Source organism: Faecalibacterium sp. An58 (assembly GCF_002161515.1).
Classification (GTDB): Bacteria; Bacillota; Clostridia; order Oscillospirales; family Ruminococcaceae; genus Faecalibacterium; species Faecalibacterium avium.
On record NZ_NFHX01000009.1, the window covers coordinates 44,360 to 63,683 of the forward strand.

The 19,324-nt window shown below is 65.3% G+C and carries 18 protein-coding genes; 2 read left to right on the top strand and 16 right to left on the bottom strand.

Going from position 1 to position 19,324, the window contains the following annotated elements; genetic code table 11:
• Window positions 1–95: 95 nt before the first annotated feature.
• Both B5G12_RS14640 and B5G12_RS14645 read left to right on the top strand, forming a co-directional pair.
• On the top strand, window positions 96–245 hold the full coding sequence (locus tag B5G12_RS14640; RefSeq protein ID WP_158099698.1) for a hypothetical protein: 150 nt from the start codon (window positions 96–98) through the stop codon (window positions 243–245).
• A 5-nt stretch (window positions 246–250) separates the two neighbouring features.
• Window positions 251–427: a hypothetical protein gene (locus B5G12_RS14645; RefSeq protein WP_158099699.1), complete on the top strand. Its 177-nt coding sequence runs from the start codon at window positions 251–253 to the stop codon at window positions 425–427.
• Window positions 428–593: 166 nt separating this feature from the next.
• Here the strand turns inward: B5G12_RS14645 and spoIVA are convergent, their stop codons facing one another.
• The 16 genes from spoIVA to dnaG form a co-directional block, all read right to left on the bottom strand.
• Window positions 594–2,069, bottom strand: coding sequence for a stage IV sporulation protein A (gene spoIVA, locus B5G12_RS07685; RefSeq protein WP_087229405.1), 1,476 nt, complete (start codon window positions 2,067–2,069; stop codon window positions 594–596).
• A gap of 17 nt (window positions 2,070–2,086) precedes the next feature.
• Window positions 2,087–3,601 carry a DUF3794 and LysM peptidoglycan-binding domain-containing protein gene (locus tag B5G12_RS07690; RefSeq protein WP_087324504.1) on the bottom strand — a complete coding sequence of 505 codons (1,515 nt, stop codon included), beginning with the start codon at window positions 3,599–3,601 and terminating at the stop codon, window positions 2,087–2,089.
• A gap of 293 nt (window positions 3,602–3,894) precedes the next feature.
• Window positions 3,895–4,539 carry a thiamine diphosphokinase gene (locus B5G12_RS07695; RefSeq protein ID WP_087324505.1) on the bottom strand — a complete coding sequence of 215 codons (645 nt, stop codon included), beginning with the start codon at window positions 4,537–4,539 and terminating at the stop codon, window positions 3,895–3,897.
• Between the two features lie 44 nt (window positions 4,540–4,583).
• Entirely contained in the window at window positions 4,584–5,477 is an 894-nt protein-coding gene (gene rsgA / locus B5G12_RS07700; protein ID WP_087229414.1) for a ribosome small subunit-dependent GTPase A, read from the bottom strand.
• Between the two features lie 12 nt (window positions 5,478–5,489).
• Window positions 5,490–7,373: a Stk1 family PASTA domain-containing Ser/Thr kinase gene (gene pknB / locus B5G12_RS07705; RefSeq protein ID WP_087324506.1), complete on the bottom strand. Its 1,884-nt coding sequence runs from the start codon at window positions 7,371–7,373 to the stop codon at window positions 5,490–5,492.
• The gene (locus B5G12_RS07710; RefSeq protein WP_087229420.1) at window positions 7,366–8,118 is read right to left on the bottom strand and encodes a Stp1/IreP family PP2C-type Ser/Thr phosphatase; all 753 of its coding nucleotides are present in this window, start codon (window positions 8,116–8,118) and stop codon (window positions 7,366–7,368) included. The genes pknB and B5G12_RS07710 overlap by 8 nt, the downstream gene beginning before the upstream one ends.
• A complete protein-coding gene (rlmN, locus tag B5G12_RS07715; protein WP_087324507.1) occupies window positions 8,096–9,187 on the bottom strand; it encodes a dual-specificity RNA methyltransferase RlmN in 1,092 nt (363 codons plus the stop codon). The genes B5G12_RS07710 and rlmN overlap by 23 nt, the downstream gene beginning before the upstream one ends.
• 117 nt (window positions 9,188–9,304) lie before the next feature.
• Complete coding sequence (gene rsmB / locus B5G12_RS07720; protein ID WP_087324508.1) at window positions 9,305–10,624, bottom strand: 16S rRNA (cytosine(967)-C(5))-methyltransferase RsmB; 1,320 nt, start codon at window positions 10,622–10,624, stop codon at window positions 9,305–9,307.
• On the bottom strand, window positions 10,621–11,541 hold the full coding sequence (gene fmt, locus B5G12_RS07725) for a methionyl-tRNA formyltransferase (RefSeq protein WP_087324509.1): 921 nt from the start codon (window positions 11,539–11,541) through the stop codon (window positions 10,621–10,623). The genes rsmB and fmt overlap by 4 nt, the downstream gene beginning before the upstream one ends.
• Window positions 11,542–12,075: a peptide deformylase gene (gene def / locus B5G12_RS07730; protein ID WP_087324510.1), complete on the bottom strand. Its 534-nt coding sequence runs from the start codon at window positions 12,073–12,075 to the stop codon at window positions 11,542–11,544. It abuts the gene before it with no gap.
• A 51-nt stretch (window positions 12,076–12,126) separates the two neighbouring features.
• Window positions 12,127–14,391 carry a replication restart helicase PriA gene (gene priA, locus B5G12_RS07735; RefSeq protein WP_087324511.1) on the bottom strand — a complete coding sequence of 755 codons (2,265 nt, stop codon included), beginning with the start codon at window positions 14,389–14,391 and terminating at the stop codon, window positions 12,127–12,129.
• 48 nt (window positions 14,392–14,439) lie between these two features.
• The gene (gene gmk, locus B5G12_RS07740; RefSeq protein WP_087229438.1) at window positions 14,440–15,012 is read right to left on the bottom strand and encodes a guanylate kinase; all 573 of its coding nucleotides are present in this window, start codon (window positions 15,010–15,012) and stop codon (window positions 14,440–14,442) included.
• Between the two features lie 2 nt (window positions 15,013–15,014).
• Window positions 15,015–15,287: a DUF370 domain-containing protein gene (locus tag B5G12_RS07745; RefSeq protein ID WP_087324512.1), complete on the bottom strand. Its 273-nt coding sequence runs from the start codon at window positions 15,285–15,287 to the stop codon at window positions 15,015–15,017.
• 4 nt (window positions 15,288–15,291) lie between these two features.
• On the bottom strand, window positions 15,292–16,170 hold the full coding sequence (locus B5G12_RS07750) for a YicC/YloC family endoribonuclease (protein WP_087324513.1): 879 nt from the start codon (window positions 16,168–16,170) through the stop codon (window positions 15,292–15,294).
• A gap of 207 nt (window positions 16,171–16,377) precedes the next feature.
• Window positions 16,378–17,454: an RNA polymerase sigma factor RpoD gene (rpoD, locus tag B5G12_RS07755; protein ID WP_087229448.1), complete on the bottom strand. Its 1,077-nt coding sequence runs from the start codon at window positions 17,452–17,454 to the stop codon at window positions 16,378–16,380.
• Between the two features lie 54 nt (window positions 17,455–17,508).
• Window positions 17,509–19,287, bottom strand: a complete 1,779-nt coding sequence (gene dnaG / locus B5G12_RS07760) for a DNA primase (RefSeq protein WP_087229451.1) — start codon at window positions 19,285–19,287, stop codon at window positions 17,509–17,511.
• Between the last annotated feature and the right edge of the window lie 37 nt (window positions 19,288–19,324).

Consider the following 19,324-nt stretch of genomic DNA (forward strand, 5'->3'; position numbering starts at 1 on the left):
AAGTATTGGACAAACGCACCCTCTTGCTTTATGATAATAGCAGAACAGTGCACTGTATCACATTTATCTTCTGTTTGAACGAGAGGGGCATTTCCATGAAAATACGTGATTTTCTCAAGCTGTCCGCTGCCGCCGCCCTGGCCGGCGCCGCAGCGGCCTGCGGCGCGGCCCCGGCGGCCAGTGCTTCTTCGGTGCAGGCGGCCAGCCCGGCCCCTTCCGCCGGCTCTGCCAGCCCGGCGACCTGATCCAGATGGGCGAGGGCGGCAGCTGGCGCCATGTGGTCATCATTAGCCAGCTGATACCGGGACCTTCGGGCGAGACCATCGACTATCTGGTCTGCTCCAACACGTCCAACCTCTCCAACTGGCCCGCCAGCCTTTATGGCTATCCCCAGCAGATGCTGACTTGCATCGCCGGGTGGAACTGAAAGATCCGTCATCCCGCCTGTGCGCATGGGGCGCCCGGGCGGGATTTTTGCCTCCCGCAGCCTGGCGGGCGACCGCCGCACCACCGAGCAGGCCCTGCGGGAAGAATAGGCAGCAGCAAAACGCGCCGCCCGTGCAGGTATGCATGGACGGCGCGCTTTTCGCTCTTTATAGAAGAATGCAGATCAGGCCGGTGCAGCCCTCGTTGATTACCCGCTCCAGGGTCTCCTGCATTTTGGTGCGGGCTTCCTGGGGCATATGCAGCAGCTTTGCCTGCAACCCCTCGTTGACCAGCTCATGCAGGCTCTTGCCAAAGATGTTGGACTCCCAGATCTTGACCGGATCCTCCTGGCAGTCGGCCAGCAGGCTCTCCACCAGTTCCTCGCTCTGGCGTTCGCTGCCCACGATGGGGCTCAGTTCGGTGCGGATCACCGCCCGCATCATGTGGATGGACGGTGCGCTGGCTTCCAGCCGTACACCGTACCGTCCCCCCTGCCGGACGATCTGGGGCTGTTCCAGGTGCAGCTGCTCCACCGAGGGCATCACGATGCCATAGCCGGTGGCCTCCACCTGCTCGAGGGCACTGCGCAGCTTCTCATATTCCCGTTTGGCCCGGGCCAGCTCGATGATGCAGGGCATCAGACCCGCTTCGTCCCCGATCTCCAGCCCGGTCTGCTCGCTGAGCACCTGGTAAAATACCTCAGGTTTCAGCTCCACCGTCACCCGGACGCTGCCCTCGGCCAGATCCATCCCGGTGACAGACGACTGCTGCACCGCGTCACAGGCCAGGCCCTGGCCGCCGCTTTGCAGGTCCTTCATGCGGGACACCCGGCTGGCAAAATCCATGGCCGCCCCATAGACGCTGCTTTGCAGCCAATGGCCGCTCTCCAGCATGGTCACCCAGCGCGGCATGGCAAAATCCAGCTCCCGCACGGGGAACTCATACAGCACCCCTTCCAGGATCTTTTCCAGGGCGGGGGCGTCCAGGTCGATGCAGCTGACCGGCAGCACCGACCGGTGGTATTGCCCCTCCATGGCGGCCGCCAGCCGGACGGTCTCGGGGGCGTCGGGATGGGCGCTGTTCAGCAGGATGACATAGGGCTTGCCCAGCTCCTCCAGCTCTGCGATCACCCGCGCCTCGGCTTTTTCGTAGCCCGCCCGGGGGATGTCGCTGATGGTGCCGTCGGTGGTCACCACCACGCCGATGGTGGAGTGATCCCGGATCACCTTGCGGGTGCCAGTCTCGGCCGCCAGGTCGAATGGCACCGCCTCGTCGAACCAGGGGCTTTTGACCATCCGGGGCTTCTCGTCCTCCTCGTGGCCCATGGCCCCCTCCACCATATAACCCACACAGTCGATCAGCCGCACCCGGCACTCGCCGCCCCCCTCCAGCTGGAGGGGCACCGCCGTCTCCGGGATGAACTTGGGCTCGGTGGTCATGATGGTGCGGCCGGCAGCCGACTGGGGCAGCTCATCCCGGGCCCGGGCCCGGGCGGCAGGGTCCTCCAGCGCGGGCAGCACCAGGGCCTCCATAAACTGCTTGATCAAGGTGCTTTTGCCGCTGCGCACCGGGCCCACCACTCCGATGTAGATATCGCCGCCTGTCCTGGCGCCGATCTCCCGATACAGTACAGGATTTTCCACGGTGTATCTTCCTCCTCTCAGGCGCCGGGCACCAGCAGGCGGCAGGCCGCCGCCAGGGTGCGGGTGTCGGGCTCCAGGCCGTTTGCCTCCAGCATCTGCCCCGGGGAGACATGGAACCGCCGTGCGATGTCGAACAGTTCCTCTCCCGGCTGGGCGTAATAGATCCGCAGGGAGATGTCCGGGTCGGCGGGGGCCAGAGGCTCCCCTGTCTGGATCTCGCTGACAAAGGGCCTGCTTTCCCGCCGCAGCACCGCTCCCTGGGCCCGGGCGCTGACGGTCACCTCCAGCGTCCCGCCGGTACAGGCGGCCCGGACGTCCTCCGCGGACAGCCAGCATTCGGCATACAGCTCCCCTGCGGGGCAGCCGGCCAGGGGCAGGGTGAGTTCGGCGGATTTGTCATAGCTGTCGATCTCGTCCAGACTGTTCTGGCCAAAGGCAGTCACCTGCACCTTGGCCGTCAGCACCGGGGCATCCCCCTGCATCTCCACCGACACCGGCCCAAACGAGGCAAAGCAGGCCAAGAGCCGGGTATTCTCATCCGGCAGCGGCCCCGAACAGGTCACGGCAACGCTCTGGTCCACCATGCAGGCCAGCTGTTCCGCCTCCAGAGGGGCCGTCTCGCTGAGAATCTCGCACTGGGTGGAAAAGGCGTCCGCCACGCAGCGCAGCTCATAAGGCCGCCAGGCGCGCAGGTGCAGCAGGGCGGTGGCCGTCAGTTTGCCGGGTCCTCCCTGCTCTCCCTCCGCGATGGTAAAGCCCACCGGCTCGGCCACGCACAGGCACTGGCAGTCCTCCGACAGCCCCTCCACATCCAGGATCTGATTGAAGGGGATCACCGCATCCTGGCTTTGCAGTCCGCCCCCATCCCCGGCCCGCCAGGCGCACTGGGCATGGATCTCGCCCTTGACCACCGCCTTGCCGCTGAGCAGTTTCACCTCTTTGACCAAGGCGCTGCCGCTGACGTCCAGCACGGCGGCGGGGGGCTGGGCAAAAGCGATGGGACCATCGGCCGAGATCAGCTTATCCAGGACGGCGGCCCGCCGCACCCCCTGCAGCAGATCCAGGCGCTGCTGGATGCCGCAGTCGGCCAGGCCGGTGATCACCTCGGTGCTGCACTGGGCCGACACCGAAGCCGTCAGCTCATAGGCGCCCCGCACCTCGATCCGCCGCGGGTTGACCGCCCTGCAGTTGAGGTATTCTGTCTCCCCTTCCACCACGGCGCTCCAGGAGGAAAAAGAGAACTCCGGCAGCTCCAGACTTTTGTGGAAGGGCAGTTTCTGCTCGGTCTGGCACAGGCCGGCCCCTTCTTCCCCCTGGTAGTAGACGGTGCAGCGGATGTACCCGTCCAGATTCAGGCGGCCCGGCTGCAGCTGTTTTTGCAGCACCACCGGCCGCGCAAAGCACTTGACGATCTTGAACACCTGGGGCAGATAATCCGAGATGAGGATCTCGGCCTCCACCGGCAGTTCTGCCTGGACGGTGCAGCACCCGCCCCCGGCGTAGAGTATATCACGGAAGACCTTCAGTTCCATTGTTGATGGCGCTCCTTTCCTGTCCGCGTTCATGTCCCATTGCGCATGGTCCATTTTATGCGGCAGCCGGCCGGGTTTAGACCGGACGCAGCAAGGCCCGCAGGGCGGCTTGACTTGCAAGCGGCTCTGCGGGCCTTCCGGCTTTGGATTCAGTTTTCTTTCCGGACGCCGAACAGCAGGCGCAGCAAGCCGGCCAGGCATCGCGGGCTCTTGATGACGATGATCTGCATAAATGGTTCCCTGCCTTTCCTTCTTTGCCCTATTATAGGCGGCAGAGGCCCAAAATGTTCCGATCAGGGGGCATCCGGCTTTGTTTCCACCACCAGCAGGGCCCCTTCCCGCACCGACAGGGTGATGCAGTCCGAACCGGGGGCGTATTCGTTGCTGACCCCCAGAGGGTAACCCGCCGTCAGTGTGGCGTCGGTCAGCTCATAAAAGGCGCCCCGGATGTTCACCCCGGCGGCCCGCCCTTCCATGGGAAAGACGGACAGATAGAAATATTCCCCTTTGGGGTAGGCGCGGCTCTGTCCCGGCAGCAGATAGGTGAGGCGGCTGTGCTCATCCAGAAGGGTGGTCCGCACCCCCCGCTGCTCCAGCCCGAGGCCGGTGCAGAGATTTGCCAGGGTGTGTTCCAGCCGGCTGCCGCCTAGGCAGCCCAGCATCAGCACCTCCCGGTATCCCTCCCGGGACGCCAGCTTGGCAGCGTATTCGGTGTCGGTGTCATCCTTTACATGGGGCAGCACCACCAGCTCCTCCCCGGGCAGGGCCTGGGGCCGGGGGGCCGAATCAAAATCCCCCACCACAGCGTCGGGCCTGCGGCCCAGCACCTGGCAGCTGCGGTAGCCTGCATCGCAGGCGATCAGGTGATCGTCGGGCCGCAGCGCCGCAGCCATCTGCCCGCTGACCGGGCAGGCCGAAAGGATCACACAGCGCGGCATAGCGTCACTCCTTTTCTCTCCCCATCCCGTCCGGGCGGGTTTTTTTACAGGCTGGGCTCCTGCCGCCGGGGCTGTTCCCAGTCTTTGACGTCCTTTACCTCGTCGTACATGGCGCAGTAGCTGTCGTAGCGGGTCTGGGACAGCAGTCCCTGTGCCAGAGCCTCCCGGATGGCGCAGCCCTTTTCGCTGCGGTGGGAGCAGCCCGTGAACTGGCACCGGCCCAGATAAGGCCCGAACTCCGGGAAGGCCAGCTCCAGTTCTTCCTTGGGGATATAGCCCGCCCTGCCGGCCTCCAGGCTGGCAAAGCCCGGCGTATCGGCAATGCGCCCTCCAAAAGCTTCAAAGATGGTCACTTCCCGGGTGGTGTGGCGGCCCCGGCCCAGCTTGCGGCTGATGGCCGCCGTCTCCCGCCCGGCATCGGGCAGAAGTGCGTTGAGCAGGGTGGATTTGCCCACCCCCGAGTTGCCGCAGAAAGCGCACAGCCGTCCGCTGATCCAGCCTTTCACCTCGTCCAGACCTTCCCCTGTCTCGTAGTCGATCCGGATGAAGGGCAGGGTGGACTTTGCATAGGCTTTTTCCAGAAAATCCGCACCGGCCAGATCGCTCTTGGTGCAGACCACCACCGGCTGCACCCCTTTATCCACCGCAATGGCGGACAGCTTATCCAGCACCAGGGTACTGGGGGAGGGCTGGGTGGTGCTGGCCACCAGGAACAGCACATCCAGATTGGCTACCGGCGGCCGGACAAAGACGTTTTTGCGGGGAGCGATCTGGTCGATGACGGCGGCGCCGTTCTCCACGGCCAGGGTGACATTGTCCCCTGCCACAGGGCTGCGCCGCTGCTTGCGGAAGATGCCCCGGGCCTTGCACTCCACCACGCCCTGCGATGTCTTGACGTAGTAGAAGCCGCCGATGCCTTTCACGATATATCCGTCCATCCTGCGCCCCCGTCAAAACCAATCCCAGGGCCAGATGGTGGTCGTGTCCGACGAGCTGGAGCTGCCGCTCTGCCCCTCCGAGGAGGAGCTGGAGGAGCCGCTGCCCCACAGGTCGCTCCACCAGTCGCCGCCGCTGTCCGCGCCGCTGCCCGCATCCGAGCTGGCGGGCGGTTCGGGCGCAGGCTCCGGCCCGGCCGATACCGTCACATTGACCCGGGTGTTGAACTTGACGGTGGACCCGGCCGCCGTCTCCTGGGCAATGATGGTGCCCACAGGCTGGTCGCTGTAAGCCTGGGTCTGGCTGCCCAGGGTCAGACGGTTCTGCACCAGCAGGGTGCGGGCGTCATCCACCGTCATGCCTACCACCGAGGGTACGGTGGTGGTGGTGGTGACCTGCTGGCGGCTGACATACACCACCACAGTGCTGCCCGCAGGCACCACGGTGCCGGCCACAGGGTCGGTGCGGATCACCGCGCCCACCGCCACCGAAGGCTCCACGTTCTGCACCACCAGCACCGACAGGCCGCTGTCCCGCAGCAGCTGCTCGGCGTCGGCCTGCACATAGTTGGTGGTGTCGGGGATGGTGACATACTGGGTGCCCAGGCTGACGGTCAGGGTGACGGTCTGCCCTTCCCGCACCACGCGGCCCGCCGCCGGGGACTGCTTGTAGATATAGCCCTCGCCGTAGGTGCTGCTGTATTCCTCCACCCACTCGATGTTGATCTGTCCCGAACTGACCTGGGGGCTGGCCTCGGCCTCGGTGCGGGTCTCGCCCACATAGTCCTCCAGGACGATGTCGGCTTTCTGGTCGGTGAGCATATTGTTGGCGTTGCGCAGGATCATCAGGCACAGAGCGGCGCAGGCCACGGCAAAGGCCACCGTGATGCCCAGCAGCACCGGGATGAATACCGAACGCTTCTTTTTCCGTTTATGGGGCCGCTGGCCGGACGGCCCTGCGGTATGTGGCTCTTTTTTCTGGCTCATTGTCTGTTTGACCACCTTTTCAGGTGCTTCCTCCGTGATATACTTGTAGGCAAAGACCACATCCGGGTCCTTGACATACTGGTCCAGGGCGCTGAGCATCTCCCGGGCGCTGGCATAGCGGTTCTCGGGCAGCTTTGCCATGGCCTTTTCGGTGATCTCCACCAGGGCCCGCGGTGTATCGGGCGCGGCCTGGGCCAGGGGCTGGGGGGTGTCGGTGATCTGCTTGAGAGCCACCTTGACCGCGTCGTCCCCGTCGAAGGGCAGCCGCCCCGACAGCATCTCGTACATCATCACGCCCACCGAGTAGATGTCGCTGCGGGGGCCTGTCATTTCCCCTTTGGCCTGTTCGGGGCTGATATAGTGGACGCTGCCCATGGCCTTGCCGCTGATCAGCTGGTTTTCGGCCCGGGAGATCCGGGCGATGCCGAAATCCATCATTCGCAGCTGGCCGTTGTCCAGCAGCATGATGTTCTGGGGTTTGACGTCCCGGTGCACCACCCCATTGCGGTGGGCATGGTCCAGCGCCTGCAGGATCTGGGAGATGAAGTGGACCGTCTCCCGGCTGGTCAGCCTGCCGCCCCGCTCGTTGAGGTACTCCCGCAACGTCATGCCGTTGACATACTCCATCACGATATATTGCAGCCGGTCGGTGACCGACACATCGTACACCTTGACGATGTTGGGATGGTGCAGCAGCGAGATGGCCTTGGACTCGTTCTTGAACCGGTTGACCAGGTCCGGATCGTGCATATACTCGGCCCGCAGCACCTTGACCGCCACCACCGTGCCGGCGGGCACCGGGCCGTTCTGGCCCACCGCCACCGCCTTGTAGACGTTGGCCATCCCTCCTGAACCGATCAGCTCCCGCACCTCATACAGGCCGTCCAGCTTTTTGCCGATCAGATTATCCATGGCGCTGCACCTCCACCGGCTCGATGCCCAGCAGAAGGGCCGTGATGTTGTCCTGGCCGCCCGCCGCGTTGGCCGCGTCGATCAGCCGGTCGGGCAGGTCATAGAAGTTGACCTTGTTCAGCAGCGACTCGATCTCCCCCACCGTCAGGGCGTTGGTCAGCCCGTCCGAGCACAGCAGCAGCATATCCCCCGGCAGCACCACCACCGAGTTGTTGTCCGGCCCCAGGCGGTAATCCACCCCCAGAGCGCGGGTGATGATGTTCTTTTGGGGATGGTGTTCCGCCTCCTCGGGGGTGATGGTGCCGCAGTCCACCAGCTCCTGCACATAGGAATGGTCGTGGGTCAGCTGATGCAGCCGCCCCGTGTGGAACAGGTAGGCCCGGGAATCCCCTGCATGGCAGATATAGGCCCGGCCATCCCGCACCAGGGTGCAGACCACCGTGGTGCCCATGCCGGCCAAAGCCTCCTCCTGGGCAGATTTCTGGAAGATATAGTGGTTGGCGTTTTCCAGCGCCTGGGTCAGGAACTGTTCCTCGGCGCCGGGCAGGCAGCGTCCATACTGGTCCTGGAAGCAGCGCTCGATCACATCGCAGGCCCCATGGGAAGCTTCCCGGCCTCCCCGTGCGCCGCCCATCCCGTCGCACACCAGGCCCCAGGCCGCGCCGCCGGGCAATTCCCCCGCACGGAAGTCGTCCTGGTTTTCCCGCCGGACCCGGCCCACATCAGTTTTCCCTGCAAGTTTCATAGGCATCTCCTTTCCCATCCGGCTGTGTGTGCTGCGCCTGGACCATCTCCTCCCGGCGCAGCTGGCCGCAGGCTGCGCTGATCTCGCTGCCCAGCCTGCGGCGGACGGTGGCGTTGACTCCAAGGCTCGTCAGCTTGGCCTGGAAGCGCCGGACATTCTCGGCGTCGGTGGCCGAATAGGGGCTGCCGTCCACCGGGTTGATGGGGATCAGATTGACATGGGCCCCCATCCCCCGGATCAGGCCGGCCAGCTGCCGGGCGCAGGCGTCGGAATCGTTGACGCCCCGCACCATCGAGTATTCAAAGCTGACCCGGCGGCCGGTGGTGTCCTGGTAGCGGCGCACCGCGTCCATCAGCTGGGCCACCGGGTAGGCGTTGTTCACCGGCATCATCTGGCTGCGGATCGCATCGTTGGGGGCGTGCAGCGAGATGGACAAAGTCAGCTGGAGCTTGCGCTGGGCCAGCCGGTCGATCTGGGGCACGATGCCGCAGGTGGAAAGGCTGATGTTGCGCATACCGATGTTGACCCCGTCGGGGGACGAAATGAGGGAGAGGAACTTCATCACCTGGTCAAAGTTGTCCAGCGGTTCCCCAATGCCCATCAGGACGATGTGGGAGATGCGCTCCCCGATGTCCTTCTGGGCTGTGTAGATCTCGGAGCAGATCTCCCCCGCCTCCAGATCCCGCACCCGGCCGGCCTGGGTGGACGCGCAAAAGCGGCAGCCCATCCGGCAGCCCACCTGGGTGGACACGCAGACGGTGCAGCCATAGTGATAGCGCATGACCACCGTCTCGATGCAGTTGCCGTCCGCCATCCGCAGCAGGTATTTGACCGTGCCGTCCTTTGCCTGCTGCCGCCGTTCGATCCGGGGCGCGGCGATATAATACGCCTCCTCCAGCCGGGCCAGCAGGGCCTTGGGCTGGTCGGTCATGGCGGCAAAGTCGGTGACCAGTTTCTGGTGCACCCAGTGGAAGATCTGCTTTGCCCGGAAGGCCGGCTGGCCCATGGCCTTCATCTCGGCGGCCAGTTCCTCAACAGTCAGGGAAGATATGCAGCGTTTGTGTTCCATGGTAGTCTCCTGTGCAGCGGCACGAGCGCGCTCTGCCCGGTATGCCGGCGCCGGGAAAGCCCGGATGCAGCCGCACCCCCGCTTGCCCGGCAGGCAGATCCCGCGCAGTGGGCCCTCTCAGTCCCGCTGCAATACACAGATGAAAAAGCCGTCCATCCCGGTGCGGCTGGGCACCGACAGGGCCCCCAGAGGGCCGGCTTCCATGTCCTGGGGCAGGGCCGGCTGGGGCCGCACCACCCGGAAATCCGGCTGCCGCTCCAGAAACGCCTGGATCTGGGCCTGGTTTTCGTCGGGATGGATGGTGCAGGTGGAATAGACCAGACGCCCGCCCGGCTTGAGGTAGCCGGCGGCGCAGTCCAGAATGGCGCGCTGGGTATCCAGCAGCTGCCGGCGGCGGGGCTCGTCCAGAGTCTTGTAGCGGATATCCGGCTTTTTGTGCAGGATACCCAGGCCGCTGCACGGCACGTCGGCCAGCACCCGGTCCGCCCGGGGAAACGCGGGGTTGGGCTTTGCGGCGTCGTTGCACACCGCTTCCACGCAGCCAAGGCCCATCCGGCCGGCAGCGGTGCGGATCAGCCCCACCCGCTTGGGGGTGACATCGCAGCTGAGCAGCCGGCCGCTGTCCCCCATCTCCTGGGCCAGGGTCAGGGTCTTGCCGCCCGGAGCGGCGCAGAGATCCAGCACCGTCTCCCCGGGCCGCGCTCCCACACAGAGGGCCGCCAGCTGGCTGGCCTGCCCTTCCACATGGAAGTACCCCTGCGCAAACAGCGGGCTGGCGGCAGGGCTGCCCTCAAAGGCGGCCAGCAGGCTGCCCGGCACGCGGCCCGGCACAGCCTCGACCCCTTCCCCGGCCAGCAGGTCCGCCAGGGCCTCCGGGGTGGTCTTGAGGGGGTTGGCCCGCAGGGCGGTGCGCCCTCCATCCGCCGGGGCGGTCAGGATATCCAGAGCCTCATCGGGGTAGTATTGGCGGAGAAACGCAGCCACATCCCGCCCTGCCGAGCCCAGCACCATCAGCCGCTGGACCTCGTCCTCGAAGGAGGCGGCGGACAGGTCATAGTTGCAGGCTTTGCGGAGCACGGCGTTCACCAGTCCTGCCGCGCTGGACTTGCCAAACGCCCGGACCAGCTCCACCGCCTCATGGACGGCGGCCGGGACCGGCACCTGCATATACCTGGCCTGGGCCAGGGCGCTGCGCAGGATGGCCCGCACCGGCGGGTCCAGCCTGTCCACCCCCTTGGGCAGAAATTGCCCCAGGATAAAATCCAGCGTAGCCTGCCGCTCGACGGCGGTGTAAAAGATGGCGGCGGCGAAGGCGCGGTCCCGTCCGGCCAGGGCGCTGCGGTCCAGCTGAGCGTCCAGCACCAGGTTGGCATAGCCCCCCTGCTCCTGATGCAGCAGGGCTTCCACCGCCGCGGCCCGCGGGCCCCGGGGCCTCAAAGGAGATCCCCCGCTTTGAGCCGCAGCCCCGCAGCAAAGGCGCTGCCCTCCATGGGCTTGGAGCCCTCGGGCACCACCTGCAGCAGCTCCACGGCGCCCTCTCCGCAGGCCACCGTCAGGGGCTTTGTACGCAGGACGGTGCCGGGGGCCTCGCCCTGGCTGTCAGCCAGACGGCAGGCCATCACCTTGACTTTGCGTCCCCCGCCGGTGACGAACCAGGCGGCGGGCCAGGGGTTCATCCCGCGCACCCAGTTGTGGATGTGGGATGCCGGGTCGGTCCAGTGGAACCGGGCCATTTCCTTGGTCAGCATGGGGGCCAGGGTGGCGGCCTCGTGGTCCTGGGGCACGGGGGTCAGGGTGCCGGCGGCGATCTGCGGCAGGGTGCGGCACAGCAGGCCGGCCCCCACCTCGGTCACCCGGTCGAACAGCTCGCCGCTGGTCTCCTCGGGCTGGATGGCGATCTTTTCACAGGCCAGCACGTCTCCGGTGTCCAGCCCTTCGTCCATCTGCATGATGGAAACGCCGGTCTCGCTGTCGCCGTTCAGCACCGCCCACTGGATCGGCGCGCTGCCCCGGTATTTGGGCAGCAGGGACACATGCAGGTTGATGCAGCCGAACCGGGGCATGGCCAGCACCTGCGCCGGCAGGATGCAGCCATAGGCCACCACCACGATCAGCTCAGGGGCCAGGGCGCGGATGTTGGCGTCCTCTCCCCCGTCCCGCAGGGTGCGGGGCTGGAACACAGGGGTACCGTGGGCCAGGGCCACCTGCTTGACAGGGGGCGGGGTCAGCACCTGCTTGCGGCCCACAGGCTTATCCCGCCGGGTGTAGACGGCGCAGACCTCATGCCCTGCGGCATACAGAGCCTCCAGACAGGCGGCTGCAATGTCCGGGGTGCCCATAAACAGGATGCGCATTTAGTTCTCCTTTGCGTTGCGGGCGGCCTCGCGGCCCTCCTCGGTGTCCTCATAGAAATAGTCGCTGGACTGCATGATGGTGATGCCGTCCAGATGGTCGTTCTCGTGCTGGATGCACCGGCCCAGCAGGCCGTCGGCCTCCAGTTCGAACCACTGGCCGTTGCGGTCCTGGGCCCGCACCTTGACGGCTGCGGGCCGGGTCACGGCGCCGTTGTGGCCCGGGAACGACAGGCAGCCCTCATAGTGGGTCTCGGTCTCCTCCGAGACTGCCACGATCTCAGGGTTGATAAAGTCGATGAACTTGTACTCGTACCCCTCGGGGATCTCCTCGGGGGCGTCGGTGGTGTCCCACACTACGAACAGCCGGCGCAGCATCCCCACCTGGGGGCCTGCCAGACCCACGCCGTCGGCGGCGATCATCGTCTCATGCATATCGTCCAGCAGGGTGGCCAGACGCTGGTCAAACTGGGTCACAGGGCGGCAGACCTTGTTCAAAATGGGGTCGCCTTCCTGCACGATGGTACGGATTGCCATAAATCATTTCCTCCCTTAATCGCAAAACTTGGAGCGCTGCGCGCCCCGCGGTCAGATCTCTCCATCCGAGTGCATATCCACCGCCAGCGCAGCCCGGGCGGGCAGTTTTTCCTGCTCGTACAGGCCCAGAGCCTGGCGCAGCAAAGCCCGGAACCGCTTGTCGTTGCGGCACTTGATGGTGAGTTTATAGCGGTATACTTCGTTGATCATCAGGATGCTGCCGGGGGTGGGGCCCAGCACCCGCAGGGGGATGTCCGGCTGTTTGACCGCCAGCCCTGCCAGAAGCTGGCCAAAGCGGGCGGCCGCCTGAGCCACCTCCCCTTCCTTCTTGCCCGAAAAGCTGACGATGCACAGGCTGCAGAAGGGCGGGTAGAGCCCCAGCCGCCGGTATTCGATCTCCTGGGCAAAAAAGGCGTCGTAGTCCTGCGCGGCGGCCAGCGCCAGCACCTGGTTGGCGGGGTCGGTGGTCTGGATGATGGCCCGCCCCGGACTGGAAGCCCGGCCGCTGCGGCCCACCACCTGGGTCACCAGGCTGAACACCGTCTCGCTGGCCCGGAAGCCCTGTGCAAACAGCAGCGAATCGATGCCCAGCACCCCCACCAGGGTCACGTCCTCAAAATCCAGCCCTTTGGCCACCATCTGGGTGCCCACCATGATGTCGTATTCATGGCGGGCAAACTGGGCCAGCAGTTTTTCGTGGGCATCCTTGGCGGCGGTGGTATCCTGGTCCATCCGCAGCACCCTCGCCTCGGGGAACAGGGCCGCCAGTTCTTCTTCCGCCTTCTGGGTGCCGAAGCCCCAGTATTGCAGCCTGCCCCCGCAGGCCGGGCAGGTCTCGGGCCGGGGGGACAGCTGGGTACCGCAGTAGTGGCAAAGCAGCCGTCCGCCCCCCGCCTTGTGGTACACCATGGGCACGCTGCACTTGGGGCATTTGAGCACCTGGCGGCAGTCCTCGCACTGGGCCATGGTCTGGTAACCCCGGCGGTTGAGCAGCAGGATGGCCTGCTTGCCGGCGGCCAGGTTTTCTTTCAGGGCATCTTCCAAAGCCAGGCTGATCTCCCGGGGGTTGCCCGCAGCCAGCTCCGCCCGCATATCCACGATCTGGACGCTGGGCAGCGGCTGGCCCGCATACCGCCGGGTCAGCCGTACCAGCTGGCACCGCCCCGCCTGCGCCTCGTAAAACGTCTCGGTGCTGGGGGTGGCGCTGGCCAGCACCAGCAGCGCGCCGTTTTTGGCAGCCCGCCACCGGGCCACTTCGTGGGCCGAGTACCGGGGCGCCGACTCGGAGCGGTAGGTGTGCTCCTGTTCCTCGTCTATGACGATCAGGCCGATCTTTTCCAGCGGCGCAAACACGGCGCTGCGGGTGCCCACCACGATATCGGCCCCGCCGTCCTGGATCATCTGCCATTGCAGCAGCCGCTCGGTGTGGTTGAGGGCCGAATGCTGCACCGCCACCCGCCTGCCGAACCTGGCCTTGAGGCGGCGGATCATCTGGGGGGTCAGGCTGATCTCGGGCACCAGCACCAGGGCGGTACGGCCCAGGTCCAGGCACCGCTGGATCAGCTGCAGGAACACCAGGGTCTTGCCGCTGCCGGTGACCCCGTAGAGCAGCGCGGCATGGGGCCGGCCTGTCTCCAGATGGGGGGCCAGAGCCTGATAGGCGTCCTGCTGCTCTTTTGTCAGCTCCAGGTGTTCGGCTTCCTGGGGGATGTGGGCGTACAGGTCGATGGACTTGTTCACCCGCTGGCTGGCCAGCACCCCCTTGGCACAGAGGTTTTCGGCCACCGCCCGGCTGATCCCATGGGCCTCCAGGTCCGCCTGGGTGCGGGGTCCCCCGCCCAGCAGCGCCACCGCCGCCAGCTGCTTGGCTGTGGGCTTGGGCTTTTGGGGCAGCGGGCCCGCCAGGCTGTACAGGATCTCGGTGTGGCGCACCAGCTGCTTTTGCAGCACGGGCGTCACCCCGTCGGCGGCCAGGGCGGGCTTATACTGGGCCCCATAGGGGATCACCGCCTTGACCGCCTCATACCAGGTGCAGAAGGTGCGCGCCTTCAAAAAGCGCACCAGCTCCAGCAGTTCCTCAGTGAGGCAGGCGGAGGCGGGCGCCACGTCAAAGATGTATTTCAGTTTGGCGCTCTCGGGCTCGGCGTCGCAGGCCAGCACCACCCCCATGCGGGAGCGGCTGCCGCGGCCGAAGGGCACCAGCACCATACTGCCCAGCCGCACCTGGTTTTGCTGGTCGGGCATGACCGCGTAGGTATACAGCTTATCAAAGTGAAAGGCCGCGTTGCTCACCGCAACACCCACCGTCTTCGGCATCCGTCCAGCTTCCTTTCTTTGTGGTATGTATCGCTTTTCCGGTCCCGCTCAGAGGGACAGCCCGGAGCGCCGGATCATCACATCGTACAGTTCCTCTGCGGCCCGTCCGATGTCATCGTTGACGATCTTCAGGTCGAACGCATCGGCGCAGCGCAGCTCCTCCTGCGCGATGGCCAGCCGCTGCCGGATGTTCGCCTCGCTGTCGGTGCCGCGGCCCCGCAGCCGGGCTTCCAGCGTATCAAAGGACGGGGGAAGCAAAAAGATGCTGGTGGACCCGGGGTAGAGCCGCTTGATGTTGGCCGCGCCGTGGATGTCGATGTTCAGCAGCGTCAGCTTGCCTGCGGCCATCCGCTTTTCCACCTCGGAGCGCAGGGTGCCGTAGTAGTTGCCATTGAAATGGTTGCTCTCCAGGATCTCCCCCTGTTCCAGCATCTGCAAAAACTGCTCTTTGGTGCGGTAATAGTAGTTGACCCCTTCCTTCTCCCCTTCGCGGGGGGCGCGGGTGGTGGCCGAGATGGTCTTTTCGATCTCGGGATGGGCCTGCCGCAGCCGGCTCATCACGCTGTCCTTGCCGACGCCCGACGGCCCCGACACTACAAACAAATATTTTTCGCCTTCCATGGTTATGCTTCCTCCTGTGGGGATTTGGGGTCGGGCTGGACCGGGCTCCCTGCGCGGCCCGCCACCGTCTCGGGCTGCAGAGCCGACAGGATCACATGATCCGAATCCATGATCAAGACCGCCCGGGTACTGCGCCCATAGGAAGCGTCGATCAGCCGGCCCTGCTCCCGCGCCTCTTTGACGATGCGCTTGATGGGAGCGGAATCCGGGCTGACCACCGCCACCAGCCGCTCGGCGCTGACCATATTCCCAAACCCAATGTTGATCAGTTTCATACCCTTACTCCAGATTCTGGATCTGCTCGCGGATCTTTTCGATCTCCGCCTTCATGTCCACCACCACCCGGGTGATGTCCAGGTCCTGGCACTTGGAACCGATGGTGTTGGCCTCCCGGTTCAGCTCCTGGGTGAGGAAATCCAGCTTGCGTCCCACAGGCTGGTCGCTGCCCAGGATCTCCCGATACTGGGCGATATGGCTGCGCAGGCGGACCGTCTCCTCATCCACGGCGGTCTTGTCCCCAAAGATGGCGGCCTCGGTCAGCACCCGGGCGTCGTCGATGGAGCGGTCCTCCAGGATGACCTTCAGACGCTCATACAGCCGCTGGGTGTACTTTTCCACCCGGCCGGCGCTCAGGCTCTCCACACGGTCCACACAGGCCTCCACCGTATCCAGACGGGCGGCGATGTCGGCCAGCATCTTGGCGCCCTCCACTCCCCGCATCTCCACAAAGCGCTGCAGGGCCAGAGCCGCCACATCCGATACATCGCTCCACAGCTGTTCCTCGTCCACCGGGGCCTGCCGGGCCACCAGCACATCGGGGAAACGGGCCAGCAGCCCTGCGGTGATGTCGTTCTTGACGCCGAGACTTTCGGACATATCCCGCAAGGCCTGCTGGTAGCTGCGGGCCAGTTCCATGTCCACGGCCACCGCCATGTCGGACGCCTCGGTGTTCTGGACCGTCAGGGTCAGCTCCACCTTGCCCCGGGCAATACGGCTGTTCAGCAGCGCCTTGAGGCGGCTGTCCAGGAAGGCGCAGTTCCGGGGTATCCGGGAGCTGTACTCAAAGTACCGGGCGTTGACGCTGCGCATTTCCACCGTGATCTCCCGCCCGCCGCACACCGCGCTGGCGCGGCCGTAGCCAGTCATGCTGTAAATCATAGTTCCTCTTCCCTTTTCATTCTTTCCAGATCATTTCTGTATATATATCCGCCTTTGGGTCACAGTAGCCCATGTTACGATACATATGGTATTATTTTACTATTCCGGCGGCCTTTTTGCAAGGGAAGCAGACAAAAAACCCTGCTTTCACACACAGTGTTCACCAAACAAAAAAGCCGCGGCTCTCCGGGCCGCGGCTTCAGCCGTTCATTCCTCAAGATAATCCCGCAGGCGCTTGGCCCGGCTGGGATGACGCAGTTTGCGCAGGGCTTTTGCTTCGATCTGGCGCACCCGCTCCCGGGTGACGTTGAACTCCTGGCCCAGCTCCTCCAGCGTGCGGGGGCGTCCATCCTCCAGCCCGAACCGCAAAGACAGCACCCGCTGCTCCCGGGGGGTCAGGCTGGCCAGCACCGACACCAGCTCCCGGTGCAGCATCTGGCGGCCTGCCTCATCCGCCGGCACGCCGGCCGTGTCGTCCTGGACAAAGTCCTCGATGTGGGCGTCCTCTTCCTCCCCCACCGGGGTCTCTAGGCTGACCGGTTCCTGGGACAGCTGCAGCAGCTGGCTGACCCGGTCCGGCTCGATGGACAGCCGCACGGCGATCTCGGCAGGGGTGGGTTCCCGGCCGTTCTGATGCAGCAGTTCCGAGGAGGTCTTTTTGACCCGGTTGATGCTCTCCACCAGATGCACCGGGATGCGGATGGTGCGTCCCTGGTCCGCAATGGCCCGGGTGATGGCCTGGCGGATCCACCAGGTGGCATAGGTGGAAAACTTGAACCCACGCTGCGGCTCGAATTTTTCCACCGCCTTCATCAGCCCCAGGTTCCCCTCCTGGATCAGATCCAGAAAGGGCAGGCCCCGCCCGGCATAGCGCTTGGCCACCGACACCACCAGACGCAGATTGGCCTCGCACAGGCGCTGCCTGGCCCCCGCGTCCCCTTGCTGGGCCGCCTGGGCCAGGGCCAGTTCCTCTTCCGGCTGCAGCAGGGGCACGGCGCCAATCTCTTTCAGGTACGCCTTGACCGGGTCGTCCAGCGTCACCCCCGAGGGGGACAGCTCCTTTTCCAGCGTGCCGATCTGGGCCTCGTCAAAGGGAGGCAGGTCAGGCTCCTCCCCCGCTTCGGGGGCCAGGGCCACCCCGCGGGCCTTGAGGGCCTCGTACAGCGCGTCCAGCCCCGACAGGTCAAAATCCTCCGCCTCCATGGCGCGGCTCAGCTGCTCGGGGGTCAGGGGCCGGCGGCGTGCCTTCCGCGCCAGGGAATCTGCTAGCTTTTCTGGGGACATCAAAAGAGGTCTCTCCTTTCAGTCAAGATGCAAAGCGCACAGGACAGGTGTGGTTCATTCCTCTTGTTCCGTCTGTCCGCCCCCCTTGCGCTGCCGGATCTGGGCGATGTAGTCGGTCAGCTCCTGGTCGCTCATGCCGCCGGCCTGGGCCGAGCGCGGCGCCCCCCGGGCGATCCGCTCCAGGTGCATCTCGATATCCTGGGGCGTGCAGCTCACATGACTGTATTCTGCCGCAGCGGCGCTCAGTTCATTCAGGGCCTTTTCCCCGATCTCCCCCGCTACGGCTCCCAGGCTCACCTCGCGGCCCTGCTCATAGCAGCGCAGGATGGCCTGGTAGCCCTCCCGCAGGTCCTCGTTGAGGATCCCTTCCGGCTTGAGAGCCGGGGCGATCTTTTTCAGGTACTCGGGCTGGCGCAGGGCCGCCGCCACCAGCCAGCGCTGGGAAGAGGCCGCCCCCAGCGCCCCGGGTCCGTTTTTGCCAAAGGGCAGTTTGATGGTATCCATCTCGCCCGAGTGCAGGATCTCCTTCTGCCGGGCCGAACGCCGCCGGGCGCCCTCCTTGCGGACGGCCAAGTCCAGCTGGGCCATCACCGCCGTCTTGGAAAGGTTGGTCTCCTCGGCCAGGCGGCCGGCGTACAGCTCCTTTTCGGTGGGGGTGGAGCCGTCCGCCAGGATGGACACCGCCTCCTGGATGTACTCCAGCCGCTGGGTATCCTGCTTGAGATCGTATTTGGACCGGGCCCGGGCCAGCCGGAATTCCAGCGCGTTGCCCGCCCCGTCCAGCAGCTGGCGGAACCGCTCCGGGCCAAACTTCTTGATGTACTCGTCGGGGTCCTTGGCGTTGGGGATGTTCAGCACCCCCACCTGCACGGGGCTGTTGCGGAACAGCTCCAGCGAGCGCAGGGTGGCCTTCTGGCCCGCCTCGTCCGAGTCATAGCTCAGGATCACCTCGTCGGCGTATTCGCTCAGCAGTTTGACCTGGTTTTGGGTCAGGGCGGTGCCGCAGGCGCACACCGCCGTATCGATGCCCGCCTGCTGCATACTGATCACGTCCATATACCCTTCGCACAGCACATACCGGCGGGAAGCGCTCTTTTTGGCGATCTGGAGGGCGAACACCGTATCCGACTTGTGGTACACCAGCGTCTCGGGACTGTTGACGTATTTGGGTTTGGAGTCATCCATCACCCGCCCGCCAAAGGCGATGACGTTGCCCCGCAGATCAAAGATGGGGGTGATCACCCGCCGCCAGAACAGGCAGTAGATCCGCCCCGCCTGACTGCGCTTGAACAGGCCGCTGGCGTCCATTTCGGCCTGGGTGTAGCCCTTGTCCCGCAGAAAGTGGTAGAGGGCCTGTCCATCGTTGGGGGCATACCCCAGCCCGAACCGGGAAATGGTGCGGTCATCCAGGCCGCGCCGCCGCCAGTAAGCCCTGGCCTGGGCGGCCTCGTCCACGCTGGAGTTGAGGCAGGCATGGAAAAACCGGGCCGCCTCCTTGTTCATCGAGAGGATGCGGCTGCGCATCCGGCCGGTGCCGTCGTCCTCCTCGGGTTCGGGCATACCGGCCCGGGCCGCCAGCAGTTTGACCGCCTCGGGGTATGTAAGGGAATTGATCTTTTTGACAAAGGTGATCACATCCCCGCCCGCCCCGCAGCCAAAGCAATAAAAGCTCTGGGTCTCGGGGTAGACATAAAAGGACGGCGTCTTTTCGTTGTGGAACGGGCACAGCCCGCCATACAGCCGGCCCTTGTGTTTGAGCTGGACATAGCTGCCCACCACGTCCACAATATCGCTGCGGCGCACCAGCTCTTCAACATATTCGTGTGGGATCATCCAAATAACTTCCTTGCTTGATGGTATTCTTCCGCAG

Bases quoted from the DNA above. Each gene is read 5' to 3' on its own strand.
- B5G12_RS14640 (WP_158099698.1), top strand. From the start codon at position 96: ATGAAAATACGTGATTTTCTCAAGCTGTCCGCTGCCGCCGCCCTGGCC.
- B5G12_RS14645 (WP_158099699.1), top strand. From the start codon at position 251: ATGGGCGAGGGCGGCAGCTGGCGCCATGTGGTCATCATTAGCCAGCTG.
- B5G12_RS07690 (WP_087324504.1), bottom strand. From the start codon at position 3,601: ATGGAACTGAAGGTCTTCCGTGATATACTCTACGCCGGGGGCGGGTGC.
- B5G12_RS07695 (WP_087324505.1), bottom strand. From the start codon at position 4,539: ATGCCGCGCTGTGTGATCCTTTCGGCCTGCCCGGTCAGCGGGCAGATG.
- rsgA (WP_087229414.1), bottom strand. From the start codon at position 5,477: ATGGACGGATATATCGTGAAAGGCATCGGCGGCTTCTACTACGTCAAG.
- pknB (WP_087324506.1), bottom strand. From the start codon at position 7,373: ATGGATAATCTGATCGGCAAAAAGCTGGACGGCCTGTATGAGGTGCGG.
- B5G12_RS07710 (WP_087229420.1), bottom strand. From the start codon at position 8,118: ATGAAACTTGCAGGGAAAACTGATGTGGGCCGGGTCCGGCGGGAAAAC.
- rlmN (WP_087324507.1), bottom strand. From the start codon at position 9,187: ATGGAACACAAACGCTGCATATCTTCCCTGACTGTTGAGGAACTGGCC.
- fmt (WP_087324509.1), bottom strand. From the start codon at position 11,541: ATGCGCATCCTGTTTATGGGCACCCCGGACATTGCAGCCGCCTGTCTG.
- def (WP_087324510.1), bottom strand. From the start codon at position 12,075: ATGGCAATCCGTACCATCGTGCAGGAAGGCGACCCCATTTTGAACAAG.
- priA (WP_087324511.1), bottom strand. From the start codon at position 14,391: ATGCCGAAGACGGTGGGTGTTGCGGTGAGCAACGCGGCCTTTCACTTT.
- gmk (WP_087229438.1), bottom strand. From the start codon at position 15,012: ATGGAAGGCGAAAAATATTTGTTTGTAGTGTCGGGGCCGTCGGGCGTC.
- B5G12_RS07745 (WP_087324512.1), bottom strand. From the start codon at position 15,287: ATGAAACTGATCAACATTGGGTTTGGGAATATGGTCAGCGCCGAGCGG.
- B5G12_RS07750 (WP_087324513.1), bottom strand. From the start codon at position 16,170: ATGATTTACAGCATGACTGGCTACGGCCGCGCCAGCGCGGTGTGCGGC.
- rpoD (WP_087229448.1), bottom strand. From the start codon at position 17,454: ATGTCCCCAGAAAAGCTAGCAGATTCCCTGGCGCGGAAGGCACGCCGC.
- dnaG (WP_087229451.1), bottom strand. From the start codon at position 19,287: ATGATCCCACACGAATATGTTGAAGAGCTGGTGCGCCGCAGCGATATT.